Annotated in this window: 15 protein-coding genes; 9 read left to right on the forward strand and 6 right to left on the reverse strand. The window is 64.6% G+C overall.

Features of this window, described 5'->3' with window-relative positions:
• Positions 1-104 precede the first annotated feature (104 nt).
• Positions 105-923 carry an outer membrane protein gene (locus NLN62_RS22165; RefSeq protein ID WP_254110191.1) on the forward strand — a complete coding sequence of 273 codons (819 nt, stop codon included), beginning with the start codon at positions 105-107 and terminating at the stop codon, positions 921-923.
• Between the two features lie 772 nt (positions 924-1695).
• Here the strand turns inward: NLN62_RS22165 and NLN62_RS22170 are convergent.
• Positions 1696-2277 (reverse strand): hypothetical protein, encoded by a 582-nt coding sequence (locus tag NLN62_RS22170; protein ID WP_254113622.1) that lies wholly within the window; start codon positions 2275-2277, stop codon positions 1696-1698.
• A gap of 263 nt (positions 2278-2540) precedes the next feature.
• Between NLN62_RS22170 and NLN62_RS22175 the strand changes: the two genes are divergently transcribed.
• Complete coding sequence (locus NLN62_RS22175) at positions 2541-3014, forward strand: DUF4188 domain-containing protein (protein ID WP_254110192.1); 474 nt, start codon at positions 2541-2543, stop codon at positions 3012-3014.
• A gap of 10 nt (positions 3015-3024) precedes the next feature.
• Here NLN62_RS22175 and NLN62_RS22180 read toward each other — a convergent pair whose 3' ends face one another.
• From NLN62_RS22180 to NLN62_RS22190, 3 genes are all read right to left on the reverse strand, one after another.
• Entirely contained in the window at positions 3025-4338 is a 1314-nt protein-coding gene (locus NLN62_RS22180) for a tetratricopeptide repeat protein (RefSeq protein ID WP_254110193.1), read from the reverse strand.
• Between the two features lie 10 nt (positions 4339-4348).
• Entirely contained in the window at positions 4349-5359 is a 1011-nt protein-coding gene (locus NLN62_RS22185; protein WP_254110194.1) for an aldo/keto reductase, read from the reverse strand.
• A gap of 274 nt (positions 5360-5633) precedes the next feature.
• Positions 5634-6059, reverse strand: coding sequence for a PaaI family thioesterase (locus NLN62_RS22190; protein WP_254110195.1), 426 nt, complete (start codon positions 6057-6059; stop codon positions 5634-5636).
• A 70-nt stretch (positions 6060-6129) separates the two neighbouring features.
• On the opposite strand from NLN62_RS22190, the gene NLN62_RS22195 reads away from it, so the two are divergent.
• Positions 6130-6759: a CoA pyrophosphatase gene (locus NLN62_RS22195; protein ID WP_027520674.1), complete on the forward strand. Its 630-nt coding sequence runs from the start codon at positions 6130-6132 to the stop codon at positions 6757-6759.
• 58 nt (positions 6760-6817) lie between these two features.
• Entirely contained in the window at positions 6818-8008 is a 1191-nt protein-coding gene (locus NLN62_RS22200) for a hypothetical protein (RefSeq protein WP_254110196.1), read from the forward strand.
• 145 nt (positions 8009-8153) lie between these two features.
• On the opposite strand, the gene NLN62_RS22205 is transcribed toward NLN62_RS22200, so the two are convergent.
• Entirely contained in the window at positions 8154-8459 is a 306-nt protein-coding gene (locus NLN62_RS22205; RefSeq protein ID WP_254110197.1) for a hypothetical protein, read from the reverse strand.
• Positions 8460-8684: 225 nt separating this feature from the next.
• On the opposite strand from NLN62_RS22205, the gene NLN62_RS22210 reads away from it, so the two are divergent.
• The 5 genes from NLN62_RS22210 to NLN62_RS22230 all read left to right on the forward strand — a co-directional run bounded on the left by NLN62_RS22210 (position 8685) and on the right by NLN62_RS22230 (position 14000).
• On the forward strand, positions 8685-9161 hold the full coding sequence (locus NLN62_RS22210; protein WP_027520671.1) for a hypothetical protein: 477 nt from the start codon (positions 8685-8687) through the stop codon (positions 9159-9161).
• A gap of 351 nt (positions 9162-9512) precedes the next feature.
• Complete coding sequence (locus tag NLN62_RS22215) at positions 9513-10472, forward strand: TAXI family TRAP transporter solute-binding subunit (RefSeq protein ID WP_027520669.1); 960 nt, start codon at positions 9513-9515, stop codon at positions 10470-10472.
• 220 nt (positions 10473-10692) lie between these two features.
• Positions 10693-12801, forward strand: a complete 2109-nt coding sequence (locus NLN62_RS22220) for a TRAP transporter permease (RefSeq protein ID WP_254110198.1) — start codon at positions 10693-10695, stop codon at positions 12799-12801.
• Positions 12762-13181, forward strand: a complete 420-nt coding sequence (locus NLN62_RS22225) for a DUF1850 domain-containing protein (protein WP_254110199.1) — start codon at positions 12762-12764, stop codon at positions 13179-13181. Before NLN62_RS22220 ends, NLN62_RS22225 begins: the two co-directional genes overlap by 40 nt.
• A 12-nt stretch (positions 13182-13193) precedes the next feature.
• Positions 13194-14000 carry an SDR family NAD(P)-dependent oxidoreductase gene (locus NLN62_RS22230; RefSeq protein WP_254110200.1) on the forward strand — a complete coding sequence of 269 codons (807 nt, stop codon included), beginning with the start codon at positions 13194-13196 and terminating at the stop codon, positions 13998-14000.
• An 80-nt stretch (positions 14001-14080) separates the two neighbouring features.
• Here NLN62_RS22230 and NLN62_RS22235 read toward each other — a convergent pair whose 3' ends face one another.
• Positions 14081-15625, reverse strand: coding sequence for a sodium:proton antiporter (locus NLN62_RS22235; RefSeq protein WP_254110201.1), 1545 nt, complete (start codon positions 15623-15625; stop codon positions 14081-14083).
• Between the last annotated feature and the right edge of the window lie 106 nt (positions 15626-15731).

The following is a 15731-nucleotide window of genomic DNA, read 5'->3' on the forward strand; positions in this document are numbered from 1 at the left end:
GCGCCGGTCGGATACAGCCGTGCCGACGGATCCGGCTATAGACGAAACACAGAAACGGATGGTGTGCTCGCACCGTCCACATGGGCAAAAGTTTGGGGTTTGACATGAAGAAGATTTTGCTGACGCTGATAGCGGTGGCGGCGATGGCCGGATCGGCCTCAGCGGCCGACCTCGCGGCCCGGCCCTATGTCAAGGCCCCGATGCCCGCGCCGGTCGCGAGCTGGACCGGATTCTACATTGGTGGCGACGTTGGAGGCGCGTGGGCGCGTACGTCGGTTGCGAACAACTTCCTTCCGAACAGCGCTAAGTTTGGGGCCGACAATGAGGTCTTCAACAACAGCGCCTCTTCGGTGACGGGCTCAATTCATGCCGGATATAATTGGCAGGTGTCGCCGCAGGCGGTCGTGGGTATCGAAGCCGACTGGACAGGCCTGAAGGCGAACAGCAGTGCCACCACAATCTGGACGGCTGGGGGCGCGGCGTCGTGTACTTTTATTCCTGCGGCGAGCTGCTTCACGACAATTTCAACGAATCTGTCCTGGCTCGCGACCGTCCGCGGCAGAGCCGGCGTGCTCGTTGCACCGAACGTCCTCCTGTATGCGACCGGTGGCGTCGCTTGGGGCAAGCGGGACTACTTCGGCGAGGGCAGCAATTCCACTGACTACGACGCGGTGTTCAGGGGATCGTCTTCCTCGAACACGGGCTACGTCGTGGGCGCTGGCGCAGAATGGATGGCCGCCGCGAACTGGATCGTGAGGGCTGAATACCTCCACTACAGCTTGGGCAAGGGCCCGAACGTCTCCGTGTTCCCGGCTGGGTTTCCAACCTTCGGCAACAATTTCTCTTGGGATCGCACCAACATCAACACGGTGCGGGTCGGCCTCAGCTACAAATTTGGTGGTCCTGTCGTCGCCAAGTACTAGGCTTTGCGGCGAACAACCGCAAGCGGCGCGGGCTTGGCAAGCCGGAGACCTTCAACTTCCTCGGCTTCACTTTCATTTGCGGCAAGTCGCGGCAGGGCAAGTTCCTGATCAAGCGGAAATCCCGCCGCGATCGTATGCGGATGAAGTTGCAAGCCGTGAAGCAGGAGCTGCGACGGCGTATGCATCAGTCAGTCCCCGAACAGGGTAAATGGCTGAGGCGAGTCATCCGTGGCTACTTCAACTACCACGCCGTACCGACCAACAGGCGGGCGGTCGCAAACTTCCGGGACGAGGTGGTTCGAGGCTGGTGGCGGACGCTGAAGCGTCGCAGCCAGAGGCGCTCGCTTGGATGGGAGCAAATGAGGCAGCTCGCGGACGTGTGGCTCCCCAAACCGGAAATCCTGCATCCTTGGCCCAACCTGCGGTTCGCCGTCAGACACCCGAGGTAAGAGCCGTATGCGGGAAAACCGCACGTGCGGATCTGTGTGGGGGGCGCGAGGCAACTCGCGTCCCTACCGCGACTACTCAGTGCACGCTCGACCTGATAGATCGCAAAATCGCTAGTTAAGTGCACTGTCACCGGCTGGCTATCGTGGCTCCTTCGCTCGCGACAGCTCAAAATATTCGGAGATCGCCCAAGCTGAGAGCCCGAAACTGGCGACCGGGCGTCATGAAGCACGAGGCGTTGTGGTTCGTCGTCCCGGCCCTTGGGGTAGTAATGCTGTTGATCGCAATCATCCTGCTCCTTGGCAGGTAAGCGGCCGTCCGCCGGCTACTTGAACGGATCCTGGATCGACGGCGAGGACTGCCGGACGCGGCGCACGCTCACCGGCGTGCCGTCGGAGACGAACAGCAGCTCGTACCTGCGGCCTTCGTTGTCGGTCGCCGTGCAGGTGATGTTCGAGACCTGCCTTGCAGCGAAATTGCCGGTCTGGCGGCAGATTCCGGTGGAGGTCTGCTCGGCCGGCACCGGCAGGCCGTCGACCCTGGGCCGGTCCTTGGAATTGAGCAGCATGCGGTCGATCGGCAGCTCATAGGAATTGTCGTCGGCGCGCTTGCCGTTCTCGCCGGAGAACGAGACGACGTGGCTGTCATCAGTGGGGTCGTCGATCGCGACCGCGAAATTGACGCGGCCCTTGTCACCATGGGCGTAGGCCACCGTCTTGCAGGCGAACTCGCGCCCCGCGATCCGCAAGGTCTTGCACTGGCCCGACATCAGCGCCAAGAGGTCGATGAAGGAGTTTTGCGGCTCCGCCTGGTTGTTGACTCCTATGGGGGCGGAAGACCCGGCAAAACAAGGAGTTGCGAGAGCAATCAGGCTCGCGGCCAGAACCGGTCGGAAGCGGCGGCGCATCATGGGGCTCGCATGGCGCGTGGCGGAAACGGAAAAGTTCCGTGCCTCAACCATCCAGCCACCAATTGGTTGCGATCCCGTTTGTTGTGCGAAGCACATGCCCGTCTGGAATACCACCGCGCCACCCGCCGGCGATTCACGAAAACCGCCTCAACCCCGACCCGGCGCGCACTTGCCGTCAGGGCCATGTTTTTTTCGTGGCAAAGCTTGTCGCCGCCACCGCCCTCCGGCAGGGTCTCCGGAAATCTACGGGGAGGCTTCGCATGACCAAGGTCGTCCCGAGCCGCGTCGCCGGCCGGATCGAAGGCGATTTCGTCGTGTTTCTGATCGGCATGCGCGTCAACAAGCCGTGGGCGCTCCACAAATGGCTGCCGGTCGCGCTCGCCATGCCCAGGATGATCAAGGAGCTGGAGAAGGCCTCAAAGGAGGTGGGCTTCCTCGGCCACACCGAGCTCGGCCTTCTCAACATGGTGCAGTATTGGCGGAGCTTTGATCATCTGGAGCGCTACGCCAGGGCGCACGACGCGCAGCACTGGCCGGCCTGGGTCGATTTCAACCGGCGGCTGAAGGACAGCCGCGGCGACGTCGGCATCTGGCACGAGACCTACCGGGTCCACGCCGGCGACTATGAAGCGATCTATAGCGGCATGCCCCCGTTCGGCCTCGGCAAGGCCGGCGCCTCTAGCGGCATCACCGACGCCAACGACAGCGCACGGCAGCGGCTCGGCGCTGCCTGATCGAAACTTCTCACTGGAGTGCAGTCTGCCAGCGCGCATCGCGCAGCGAGGGGCGGCGATGCAGGCGGGCATCGAGTAGGGCATGGGCCCGCGCGAGTTCGCCGCTGCGCATCAATGCGACGATAAAAGTGTCCTCTATAAGCTCGCGCTGGGCATGGCTGCCGCCGATCCGCGCGACCTGGCTGAGAACCGGCGCGACCTGGCGCGCGCAGGCGGCATAATCCTCGTCGGCGAAGGCCGTGAACGCCCGGCAGATCGCGGGCACGACGGGGCCCGCAGGCAGCTTGCCGTCGGCCAGCCGCTGCTCGATGACGGCAAGACGCGCGGCAAGTGCTTCGCGATCCTGCGTGGCGGCCGCGAACAGCGCCATGTGGACGTCGGCAAAGGGGATGCTCGATTTCGGAAACAGCTTTTGCGCGGCGGCGTCGGCCTCGATCCATAGCTCTTTCGGCACGGCGTGACCATAGGCCGACAGGCGCCACAACAGCGAGGCGCCGTCGGTGATCACGTTGAGCGGCGGCGCCTGTGTCATCGACGGTTGCAGCACGTCGGCATAGATCGCGAGCGCGCGCGCCGCATTGCCGTGCTCGAGCGCACCAAGCGCCTGGTGCCAGCGGATATGGCCGTGCAGGATTCCGGAACGGTCATAGCCGCCGATCCATTCGTCGACGAGTCGGTCCGCCTCGTCGATCGAGCCGTCCTCGAACATGGCATGCAGCACGGCGTGGGCGCCATGCGCATTTTCGCGCTTCAGGCCAAAGCCGCGCTCGGTGATCGCGCGGCCGCGCGTAACATCGCCGTTCTCGGTGATCGCCCAGCCGTAGAGCGTCAGGAACCACCAGTCCTCGCCATAGTGATGCGCGACGCGTGCGCAGAGATCCTGCCGCGCGCGGTCGTGATCGGCCATGCCGGAGAAGGCGAACAGGCCGAAGGCGCCGAGCGGCAGCGCCAGCACCACCGCATCGCGCGGCCAGGCATCGATATGCTTCAAGGTCGCGGCCAGCGCTTCGGGCATCCGCCCTTCGACCGCGAGCGCCAGCGCCTCGACGTGCGAGCGTTCGCGCTCCGTGCCGCGCTTCGCCACCAGCTCGCGCGCCAGGCCCGCTTTCTTCCGCGCGAGCTCGCCCTGCTGATAGAACGAATGCACGCGTGCGCGCGCAATGTGCGCCAGCGCGAAATCAGGATCAGCCTCGGTCGCGCGCTCCAGCGCTTCCGCAGTGCCCGTCCAGCCCGCGAGCAGGAGGTCGACGCCCTCGCGATAGGAGCTCGCAGCCGCATCGGATGTGGTGGAGAGCGGAAGCCCGTAGCGGTCCTGATGCGCCATGCTCACTTCCTCATGCCGTTCGCGCGCGGCGGCCCTCGATCGGATAGGCCGGGTCATTGTAGCCCGGCGTCGAGGGATGGCCCGACGTCACCAGGGTGTCGATCAGCGCTTCGTCCTCTGCGCTGAAGCGATAGTCGAGCGCGCGGATGTAGTCGTCCCACTGCTCCTCGGTGCGCGGGCCGGCGATGACCGAGGTGACGAAGGCGGAGTTGAGCACCCAGGCGACGGCGAACTGGCCGGCGGTGATGCCCTTCTTCTCCGCGTGTTGCTTGATCTCCTGCGCGAGCTTGAGGGACTCGGGACGCCATTCCGTCTGCATCATGCGGGTGTCATTGCGGCCTGCACGCGTCTCCTTGTCGGGCGGCGCATCGGGGCGGTACTTGCCTGTCAGCACGCCGCGCGCCAGCGGGCTATAGGGCACGATGCCGAGGCCGTAATAGCCGCAGGCCGGAAAATGCTCGACCTCCGGCATGCGGTTCATCGCGTTGTAATAAGGCTGGCTCACCACGGGCCGGTCGATGCCGAGCCGGTCGCAGATGTTGCAGATCTCGGCGACGCGCCAGGCGCGATAGTTCGAGACGCCGAAATAGCGCACCTTGCCGGCGCGGATCAGGTCTCCCATCGCGCGCACGGTCTCCTCGAGGGGTGTCGCATGGTCTTCCTTGTGCAGATAGTAGATGTCGATGACATCGGTGCCGAGGCGCTTCAGGCTTTCATCTGCCGCCTGCAACACCCAACGCCGCGACAGCCCGCTGCGATTGGGATCATCGCCCATGGGATTGGCGAGCTTTGTGGCGAGCACCCAGGCGTGACGGTTGTTGGCGATCGCGCGGCCGACCACCTCTTCCGAGCCGCCGTTGGAATAGGCGTCCGCGGTGTCGATGAAGTTGACGCCGGCCTCGCGCGCCTTCGCGATGATCTTTGCGGAATCGGCTTCATTGGTGGGGCCACCGAACATCATCGTGCCAAGGCAGATCGGCGACACTTTCAGGCCGCTGCGGCCGAGCTGGCGGTATTGCATGGGTCAATCCTCGATGCGTTTGTGGGTACCACCATAGCGATCTCGCTCCGTCATTGCGAGCGCAGCGAAGCAATCCAGTATTGCTTCAATACGCGTGCTCTTTCAGTATCGTCGTCCTGGACAAGCGAGCGGAGCGAGTGCTGATCCAGGACCCATAACCCCAGGAAGTAGTTTGGTGGAGACTCGTGGTTACGAGCTCGCGCGACAATTGCGCCATGGGGTAATGGGTCCTGGCTTTCGCCAGGACGACGTCGGAGGACGTCTTGCAATGAGGCTACTCCGGCCCCTTCAAGATCTTGAACACCCCATTCGCCATCACGATGCAGCGGTCGTCGACGGTGACTTCGGTGCTCATGAAGATCAGGCTGCGGGTCGAGCGCACCACGCGCGGGCGCGAGATCAGGATGTCGCCGATCTTGCCGGCCTCGACGAAATGCGTGTCGAGCTGCACCGTCGCCATGTACTGCTTGCCGGTGGCATAGCGCGCGGTCATGCCGCAGGTGCGATCGGCGAAGGTCATCGTCAGGCCGCCCTGCACCATGCCGCGGCGGTTGTGATGCTTGTCCTGCGTGATCAGCGCGTATTCATACTGGCCGTCGACCTGGCGCTCCCACAGGGGACCGATCAGGTGCATGAAGCCGGTGGTTTCGACAACGGCCCAGCCGTCGTGCTTGAGTCTCGCGGCGGCCTTGTCGATCATGTCCGGGTCCGTCTGTGAAAGCGGGCATCTGCGCCTCATTTCATCAAGCGCACTCCTGGTGTAGTCAAGCATCATGAGACCGTTCGACGATGCCACACGGCGGAATATCGCCGGCGCCTGCGCGGCGTTTGCGCGCCTGCCCGATGATGGCGAGCCACCGGCGCTGAAGCGCGCCGCGGTTGCCATTGCGCTTGCCGCGGCAGGCGAGGGGCGCGACACGGCGCTGCTGCTGACTTTGCGTGCATCTCACCTGCGCGCTCATCGCGGGCAATGGGCCTTGCCCGGCGGGCGCTGCGATGAAGGTGAAACGCCGGTCGAGGCGGCGCTGCGCGAGCTCGACGAGGAACTTGGATTGAGGCTTAGCGCGGACGCGGTGCTCGGCCTCCTGGACGACTACCCGACCCGCTCCGGCTATCTGATCACGCCCGTCGTGGTCTGGGCCGCGAGCGGCACGACACTGGTGCCGAACCCGCAGGAGGTCGCCTCCGTGCACCCGATTGCACTTGCTACGATCGAGCGCGAGGACGCCTTCGACTTCGTCGCCATCCCCGAAAGCGCGCGGCGTGTGATCCGCTTCCATCACGAGGAGAGCCTGATCCATGCCCCGACTGCGGCGCTGATCTATCAGTTCCGCGAGGTGCTGGCGGGGCGCGCAACCCGCGTTGCCGAGCTGGAACAGCCGGTGTTCGCCTGGAAATGACCTTAGACGTAAACGGGTTTTAACCTGACAGTCACGCGATGCTTGCTACAACGGTGCCATGCATCACCAACCGATTCGGCGCGCCCTGACGCTTGCACCGCTCGCGCTCGTCCTGCTCGTGCCGCCCGCGCTTGCGCGCGACTCGTCTGCACTGCCACCCGCCGTCAGCAACGCGATGGCGCAGGTGTCGCCCCAGGCCATCATCGAATATCGCCGGCGCCTCCAGGAATATCAGGAGGCGCGCGCGGCTTTCGACGCGGAGGCCGGCGCCTATTGGGGCGCGATCTCCGAGAAACGCCGCACCCGCAATGCCAAGCGGCGCGGCGGGCAGCAGATCACGCTCGACGACTACGTGCTGGAGCAGCCGCCGCTCTATACCGGGCCGAAGCGGCCGGTGAATCCGGAGCCCACCGAGGAGCCGGAGCCGCGCCCGCGCAAGCCCATCCCCGTCGTCGCCGATCTCTTGCGCGCGGCGCAGGATCTCTACCAGTTCACGCCGCAGCGGCCGGCGACCGAGGTCGAGTTCAAGCGCGCCTACGCCCGCTATTCACTCGCTTTCGGGCTGACGCGCGAGCAGGCGGTGCGGGTCTATTCGTTCGAGACCGGCGGCACCGGCAATCACGACGTGCAAGCGGGAATTGAACATGGCGGCAAGCGCGCGATATCGACTGCGATGGGCTACAATCAGTTGCTGACAACCAACAGCGTCGAGCTGCTCGCCGAGCAGGGCCACGAGTTGATCCGCGCGCTTTCCGAGAAGACCGCACAGAGCTCGGGCGCCGCGCGCAAAACGCTCGAGCACAAGCTCGCCGTGTTGAGGAAGATGGTGGCGCAGGCGAAGTCGGTGCCCGACACCTGGTCGGAGCATGAGAAGATCGGCGACACCGCACAGGGCTGGGCGATGCACGCCATGGTGCTCGACATCGACGTCGGGCCGATGCTGCAGACCCACAAGCTGCTCACCTCGGTGCTGTTCGCGCGCGCCAAGGGGTACACCCGCCCGCTCACCGCCGCCGAGCTCGAGATGATGAATCTCACCGGCGACGGCACCGGGCTCGACATGGTGACGATGCCGCAAGCCATGCGCGTGCAGGTGCCGACCTCGAACTTCTTCCAGCGCAGCGGCTATGAACGCAACCCGGTCGCGATTCGTCACAACACGGTGGCGAAGCTGCTGGCGGTGACGGATGCGCGGATGGACAGCAACAGCAACAATGCTGGGGCAAAGGAGCTGGCGGGGGCGTTTTAGAAGGTGGCCGTCATGCCCCGCGAAGCGAAGGCGGGGCATCCAGTACGCCGCGGCCTCTCCGTATCCCATCGCTGTCTCTGGAATACTGGATCACCCGCTTTCGCGGGTGATGACACCGACTGAATGGCGCCGCTCCGCCGCCCCCTTATTGATCCGGACCGAACTTGAACCGCCCGTCGCCCTCGAGGTACGGGCCGGTGCGCATGTAGAGCTGGCCGTTCTGGCCGATGAAGAACAGCGTGCCCCGCGGCACCTTCTTGGCGCCCTTCAGGAGGTCGCCGGCATTGCTGGTGCCCATCTTGTAGGAGAATGTCTTGCCTTCCTTGTCATAGGCATAGCCCATGTCGGGCTTCAGCTCCCACGGCGTCGCGGCGGTCTGCGCGACGGTCGGCGCGGCGAGCGCCCCGAGCATCGCCGCGGCCATCAAGGCCTTCGTTGGAAATCCAGTCATCCTCATCCTCCCCGTAACTTCTTGGTTGCCGTTCCGAACAAATCACGAACGGTCTTTGCCGGTCAATACGCGCCTCGGTCGCAACGCACGTCCCGTCAGGCGGGTCGTCGTGCCCAATCACATCCCGACCAGCAGTTTGTGATTTTCCCTTCGCCCTCTCGCGACTATGTTCCGCTTTCCGTCTAGAACGCAATTCGACAAAGAGATTGGGTAGGGATGATTCCAATGAACCATGTCATAAAAATTTGCTTGTCCGCCGCCTTGCTGGTGACGCTCGCGCCCGTCGCCCATGCCGATGACTACCAGCTCAGCCACAATCAGCGGATTTCCTGCAGCCGCGGCCTTGCCCCTGGCAAGCTGAACACCGCGACCTGCAAGTCCTACACCTATCTCTTCAACACCAAGACCTCGGAATATTTCCGTTGCCAGGTCTCGCTGGCGCTGACCCGCGACAACAAGGAAGTCATCAACGTGCAGACCGACGGCGGCTGCACCAAGAAGCCGCGCATCTTCGAGACCGACGGCCACTACGATTTCGATGCGACCGAGACCGAGCCGCCGAATACCAATTCGTTCTTCGGCCCCGGCGGCTATTCGGTGTGGGCCGCAGACGTGACCACGCAGAAGGTGCGCGGCTGCATCATCATTTCCTCCGGCCTCGGCTCCGACATTTCCAAATGCCTGGACATGACGTTCCAGTGAGGGGGCGCTCCCGGGGGAGGGCTGAGGAGAGGGTGTCTCCGCAATTGAGAACCCCGAGCGGACAGAGCCCTCACCCGCGCCTTCGGCATAGCCGACGCGCTTTGCCTCGGCGTCTCTAAGAGGACGGCCGCCGAAGGCGGCCTATGCTCTCCCGCAAGCGGGAGAGGTGACCGAGACCGCGGCTCAGTCGATCCGACTCGAGGCTGAAGTGCGCCACGTCGCCGCACCCGCCGAGCTCCCTGAAAATCAGGCATAACGGCTGTTTCGTGCAGCCCTGTTTTGCCTTTTGGATGGGTTGACCCGCACCCCCCATCCGGCCAATTTCGCCGCCGGTTTGGGGAGATGAAAATCATGAAATTGAAGTTGATCGGCGCAGCCTCGGCTCTTGCTCTGGCGGCGTCGGTGCCTTTGTCAGCCTCTTGTGCGCAGGCACAATCGTTCATCAACGTGCTGACGGGCGGCACCTCCGGCGTCTACTATCCGCTCGGCGTCGCGATCGGGAAAATCTACAGCGACAAGATTCCGAACGTGAAGACGCAGGTGCAGGCCACCAAGGCGTCGGTTGAGAATCTCATCCTCCTGCAGCAGGGCCGCGGTGAACTGGCGTTCACGCTCGGCGACTCCCTGAAGGCTGCCTGGGATGGCGAGGAGGAGGCGGGCTTCAAGAACAAGCTCGACAAGCTCCGCACCATCGGCGCGATCTATCCGAACTACATCCAGATCGTCGCGACCGCCGAGAGCGGCATCAAGACCCTCGCCGACCTCAAGGGGAAGAGCCTTTCGGTCGGGGCGCCGAAATCCGGCACCGAGCTCAACTCGCGCGCGATCCTGGCCGCCGCCGGTATGAGCTACAAGGATCTCGGCAAGGTGGAATATCTGCCGTTCGCCGAATCCGTCGACCTCATGAAGAACCGCCAGCTCAACGCGACGCTGCAATCGGCGGGCCTCGGCGTTGCCTCGCTGAAGGACCTCTCGACCTCGAGCCCGATCACGGTCGTCGCCGTGCCGAAGGAGACCGTCGACAAGATCGGCCCGCCCTTCATCTCGGCCGTGATCCCCGCCAACACCTATACCGGTCAGGACAAGGACGTGCCCACGGCGGCGGTCGTGAACTATCTCGTGACGAGCGCGGCGGTCTCGGATGATCTCGCCTATCAGATGACCAAGCTGATCTACGAGTCGCTGCCCGAGCTTGCGAACGCGCATGTCGCCGGCAAGGAGATCAAGCTCGAGACGGCGGCGACCGGCAGCCCGGTCCCACTGCACCCCGGCGCGATCCGCTATTACAGGGAAAAGGGACTGATCAAGTAGCGCGACTTTCTCCGTAGTCATTCCGGGGCGGCTCGAAGAGCCGAGCTATGGTGCGCAGTTGCGCACCTGAGAATCTCGAGATTCCGGGCTCGATGCTCCGGGCCGCGCTTCGCGCGGTCCCGTCGCATCGCCCCGGAATGACGGAGCAAAGCGCATGACGTATTCAGGACGCAGCGCAAATGCTGTAAGAACGCCCCCATCGGGGTGCGGGGAAACGGGCATGTTGCAGGCGGAGGGCGCACAGGCGCCCATCAAGGTCGAATTCGACAATTTCGAGCATGGCTTTCCGGAAGGATTCGGACCGGGCTGGTGGGGTCATCTCGCCTACTGGATCGGCATCGCGTTTGCGGCCTTCCAGCTCTACGTCGCCGCCTTCAACTATCTGCCAAGCCAGGTGGTGCGCGGCGTCCATGTCGGCTTCCTCGTGCTGCTCACCTTCGGCCTGATCGGCAACTTCACGGCCCGAAGCGATGCCGGCCGCGCGATCGGATGGCTGATCGGCGGCGCCGGATTTTTGTGCGGCCTCTATCAATGGATCTTCTACGCCGATCTGATCGCGCGCGACGGCGATCCGACGCAGGTCGATCTCGCCGTCGGTACGCTGCTCGCGGTGCTGATCTTCGAGGGCACGCGGCGCCTGATGGGCGCGGCGCTGCCTTTGATGTGCGGCGCGTGCCTCGTCTACTGGTTCTTCGGCCAGTACCTGCCGTCGCCGCTCAACCATCGCGGTTATGACTTCGACCAGATCGTCACGCATCTGTCCTTCGGCACCGAAGGTTTCTACGGCGTGCCGATCTACGTCTCGGCGACCTACATTTTCCTGTTCATCCTGTTCGGCTCGTTCCTGGAGCGCGCCGGCATGATTCAGCTCTTCACCGACGTCTCGCTCGGCCTGTTCGGTCGCACCCGTGGCGGCCCTGCCAAGGTCGCGGTGTTCGCCTCGGGCATGATGGGCACGATCTCGGGCTCGGGCGTTGCCAATGTCGTGACAGTCGGCCAGTTCACGATTCCCCTGATGATCAAGTTCGGCTACCGCCGCGCCTTTGCCGCCGGCGTCGAGGCCACCGCTTCGATGGGCGGGCAGATCATGCCGCCGGTGATGGGCGCGGTGGCCTTCATCATGGCGGAGACGCTAGGGGTCCAGTACTCGGAAATCGTGAAGGCGGCCGCGATTCCTGCGGTGCTCTATTTCGCTTCCGCGTTCTGGATGGTGCATCTGGAAGCCGGCAAGCACGGGCTCACCGGCATGAAACGCGGGGAAATCCCGAGCGCCTGGAAAGCGCTGGTGACGCGCTGGTATCTCGTGCTGCCGCTCGCGGCGCTCGTCTACATGCTGTTCGAAGGCTTTACGCCGCTCTATGCCGGCAGCATGGGCCTTGCGCTGACGGTGACGCTGATCCTGGGGGCCAGCATCACGGCGGGGGCATCGGCCATGGTGATCCGCTACATCTTCTGGATCGGGCTTGCGCTCGTCGTCGCCGCACTGTCGCGTGACGGCCTTCAGATCGTGCCAGTGTCATGTGTCGTCGCCGGGTTGATCGTGATCGCCGCTTTCGTCCGCGGCGGGCTTGCCGCTTTGCGCGCCTGCCGCGATGCGCTGGCCGAAAGCGCGAAATCCGCCATCACGGTCGGCATGGCCTGCGCCATCGTCGGCGTCATCATCGGCATGATGTCGCAGACCGGCGTCGGCACAATCTTCGGCGGCTGGGTGATCGGGCTCGGCGAGAAGAGCCTATTCCTGGCGCTGATCATGACCATGCTGCTATCGATCCTGCTCGGCACCGGCATTCCCACGATCCCGACCTACATCATCACCGCCGCGCTCGCCGCACCCGCGCTGGCAAAGTTAGGGGTGCCCCTGATCGCGAGCCACATGTTCGCGTTCTACTACGGCATCATGGCCGACCTCTCGCCGCCGGTCGCGCTCGCCGCACTCGCCGCCGCGCCGATCGCCAAGGAGAATCCGGACAAGATCGGCTGGGAGGCGATGCGCATCGCGCTCGCCGGTTACGTCATCCCCTTCATCTTCGTCTATTCGCCGGCGTTGATGCTGCAGGCGGGCGATCCGATGGCCGCAAAGCTCGGCTTCTATGGCGCGGTGGCGCTCGCGACCTTCAAGGCGCTGGCGGCGATCGGCCTGTTCGGCATGGTCGCGATCGGCTTCCTGTTCACGCGGCTCAGCTTGCTCGAACGCGCGCTCGCGCTCGGCGCCGCTCTCTGCCTGCTTGGCGACTTCCCGCTCAGTGACACCATCGGCTTCGTGCTGATGGCCGCGATCGTGCTCTGGCAATGGCGGCAGCGCCCGCCGGCAACGGTCGAGGCGGTGTGAGCCTCTGCCTCGCCTCGGCCGGAAGCGTGAAGGCGCTGGCGCTCGCAGCCTTCACGCTTGTCTGGACGCATTCGATCGAGAAGATCGACTGGCAGGAAGACTGGCGCGTCACGCCGGAGGGCCTCGAGCTCGTGCAGGCGCGAGTCAAAGGCTCCGGCGCCGGCATGGAGCCGCCGCCCGAGGCGCGCCTCACTGACGGCTGGTTCCAGTGGCGACCCGCGCGCCCACCCATGCGTGAGGTGATGCTCGGCAATTCCGGCGTCGCCGGGGAGTGGCGGTTGTGCAGCGAAGGAAAATGCCGGACGTTGTCGGAGATCATCGGCCACGCCGTCGGTACTGATGTCACCCGCATGAGCGTCTGCGAAGAACAACAGAAGTAAGGGAGAAACACGATGGATCGGCTCAAGGGCAAGGTCGCGATGGTAGTCGGCGCCGGCTCGATCGGACCGGGCTGGGGCAACGGCAAGGCGACAGCGGTGACCTTTGCGCGTGAGGGCGCGTCGGTGTTTTGCGTCGACCGCAGCGGCACTGCGGCCGAGGAGACCGCGAAGATCATCACAAGCGAGGGCGGCAAGGCGGCCGCTTTCACCGCCGACGTGTCGCGCGCGAGCGACATTGAGGTCATGGTCGCAGCGTGCCTGAAAGCCTATGGCCGCATCGACGTGCTCGACAACAATGTCGGCATCGCCGAGATGGGCAGCGTGGTCGAGGTGACCGAGGAGAGCTGGGATCGCGTCTTCACCGTCAACCTCAAGAGCGCCTACCTCGCCATGAAGCAAGTGATCCCCGTGATGACAAAGCAGGGCGGCGGCTCGATCATCAACATCTCCTCGATCGCCTCGATCCGCCACATGGGCCTCTCCTACGTCAGCTACGGCACCTCGAAGGCTGCGATGAACATGATGACGCGCACCACGGCGGTCGAGTTCGCGCGCCACCATGTCCGCGTCAACGCGATCCTGCCCGGCCTGATGAAGACGCCGATGGTCGAGCATTCCGCAGGTCTCGCTGCCAGCTACGCCAAGGGCGACGTGGAGGCGATGTGGCGCGCCCGCGACGCCCAGGTGCCGATGGGCTACATGGGCGACGCCTGGGACGTCGCTAACGCCGCGCTGTTTTTGGCATCCGACGAGTCGAAATACGTGACCGGCATCGAGCTCATCGTCGATGGCGGCATCACGTGTAAGTCAGGGGCGTGATCGCCAGCCACACCCTCCTCTGTCGTCCCGGATCTGCGCTTCGCTTGTCCGGGACGACGACTGAGTTTGTGGCGGGAGCATCATCCCCCCGCGCTCAGCTCTGCACGATCCAGCTCTTCCTCGAGCTTGTGAAACGCGTCGTCGCCGATCACCTCTGTGGCACGCAGGTCGAAGATGGTCTTGCGGGCGGCGTCGATGGCGCGGCGGCGCAGGGGATCGGCGGGCAGCTCGCCGCTGGCGACGCCGCCATTGGGATCGTTCTCGGCCTGCATCAGCAGCGCCCGGTATTCCAGCCGCAGGATCTCGGCCTCTTCCGACGGATCCGCATCGATCTCGTCGAGCGCGGCCTGATAGGCGAGCGCGCGTCCGCGAGCGACCTCGCCCGCGACGGGATCATCGTCCTTGAGGTCGAATGCCAGGATCAGCGGCCGTAGCGTCAGGCCCTGGATCACCAGTGATCCCAGCACGACGGCGAAGGCTATGAACAGGATGAAGTCGCGATAGGGGAAATTCTCCGGCAGCGCAAAGGCGGTGGCGAGCGTCACCAGCCCTCGCATGCCGCACCAGGATACGATGATGCCGCCCTTGGGCGAGGTCACTGCATTCGGGTCCGTCGGGCAATAGATGCCGTACGCGACGAGGATGCGCAGGATCGTGCGGTAGGTCATCACCCAGGCGAGCCGCACCAGGATCACCGTGAGCAGGATCCACGCTGCCGCCACGCAATACTCCCAGCGCACATCCTCTGCGAGGCGCGACCAGATCGGCTGCACCTGCAATCCGATCAGTATGAAGGCGAGCACGTTGAGCACGAACACGGTCGTCTCCCACACCGCGTAGGACGGCACCCGCAACCGCGCCGGCATGCGCGCCGGCGCCATGCGCGCGACGGCCATGGCGTAGACGACGATGGTCAGGATACCGGAGAGGCCGAGATGCTCGGCGCCGATCCAGATCATGAAGGTCGTAGCGAACTGCACGATGATCGCGCTCGGCGCTTCCGTGATCCGCGTGATGAACAGCGGCATGATCCGCGCGGCCAGATAGCCGGCGACGACGCTGCCGCCTAGCGCGAGCGCGATTGTCGGCGCGATCTCGCTCCACTTCAGGTGCTCCATCACGACCGCACCGACCGCGATGCGATAGATCAGCAGCGCGCTCGCATCATTCAGCAGACTCTCGCCTTCGAGGACCTTGACCATGCGATAAGGCAGGCGGACCTGACGCAGGATGGCGACCGCGGCAGCCGCATCCGGCGGCGCGACGATCGCGCCGAGCGCGACCGCGGCGGCCCAGGGCATATCGGGGACCAACCGATGCGTCACCAGTGCGACACCGGCCGTGGTCAAGCCGACCGCGGCGACCACAAGCGTCGAGACCGGAACCCAGTTGTTGCGGAGATCGCGCAACGAGGTGTCATAGGCGGCATCCAGTAGCACCGGTGCTACAAAAAGCGCCAAGGCGAGATCGGGCTGGAGCGTCCAGGAGGGGCTCGCGGGCACGAAAGCGAGCAGCGCGCCGCCGATGGCGAGAAAGGTCGGGTAGGGGACCTTGATCCGCCGCGCCAGCGCCGATAAGGCAACGGCGCCGAGCAGAAGTGCGATGATCCATTCGAAGGTCGACACGAGATATCCCCAAAACGTCAGCGGTACGATGCTAGCATCAATCCGGCTGTATAGTGGAGAGCGCCTCCACGACGCGAGAATTTCCGACTGCAACGATGATGCGCCG

Origin of the sequence: Bradyrhizobium sp. CCGUVB23 (assembly GCF_024199885.1) — a bacterium.
GTDB lineage: Bacteria > Pseudomonadota > Alphaproteobacteria > Rhizobiales > Xanthobacteraceae > Bradyrhizobium.

Bases quoted from the DNA above. Each gene is read 5' to 3' on its own strand.
- NLN62_RS22165 (WP_254110191.1), top strand. From the start codon at position 105: ATGAAGAAGATTTTGCTGACGCTGATAGCGGTGGCGGCGATGGCCGGA.
- NLN62_RS22170 (WP_254113622.1), bottom strand. From the start codon at position 2,277: ATGCGCCGCCGCTTCCGACCGGTTCTGGCCGCGAGCCTGATTGCTCTC.
- NLN62_RS22175 (WP_254110192.1), top strand. From the start codon at position 2,541: ATGACCAAGGTCGTCCCGAGCCGCGTCGCCGGCCGGATCGAAGGCGAT.
- NLN62_RS22180 (WP_254110193.1), bottom strand. From the start codon at position 4,338: ATGGCGCATCAGGACCGCTACGGGCTTCCGCTCTCCACCACATCCGAT.
- NLN62_RS22185 (WP_254110194.1), bottom strand. From the start codon at position 5,359: ATGCAATACCGCCAGCTCGGCCGCAGCGGCCTGAAAGTGTCGCCGATC.
- NLN62_RS22190 (WP_254110195.1), bottom strand. From the start codon at position 6,059: ATGATCGACAAGGCCGCCGCGAGACTCAAGCACGACGGCTGGGCCGTT.
- NLN62_RS22200 (WP_254110196.1), top strand. From the start codon at position 6,818: ATGCATCACCAACCGATTCGGCGCGCCCTGACGCTTGCACCGCTCGCG.
- NLN62_RS22205 (WP_254110197.1), bottom strand. From the start codon at position 8,459: ATGACTGGATTTCCAACGAAGGCCTTGATGGCCGCGGCGATGCTCGGG.
- NLN62_RS22210 (WP_027520671.1), top strand. From the start codon at position 8,685: ATGAACCATGTCATAAAAATTTGCTTGTCCGCCGCCTTGCTGGTGACG.
- NLN62_RS22215 (WP_027520669.1), top strand. From the start codon at position 9,513: ATGAAATTGAAGTTGATCGGCGCAGCCTCGGCTCTTGCTCTGGCGGCG.
- NLN62_RS22220 (WP_254110198.1), top strand. From the start codon at position 10,693: ATGTTGCAGGCGGAGGGCGCACAGGCGCCCATCAAGGTCGAATTCGAC.
- NLN62_RS22225 (WP_254110199.1), top strand. From the start codon at position 12,762: ATGGCGGCAGCGCCCGCCGGCAACGGTCGAGGCGGTGTGAGCCTCTGC.
- NLN62_RS22230 (WP_254110200.1), top strand. From the start codon at position 13,194: ATGGATCGGCTCAAGGGCAAGGTCGCGATGGTAGTCGGCGCCGGCTCG.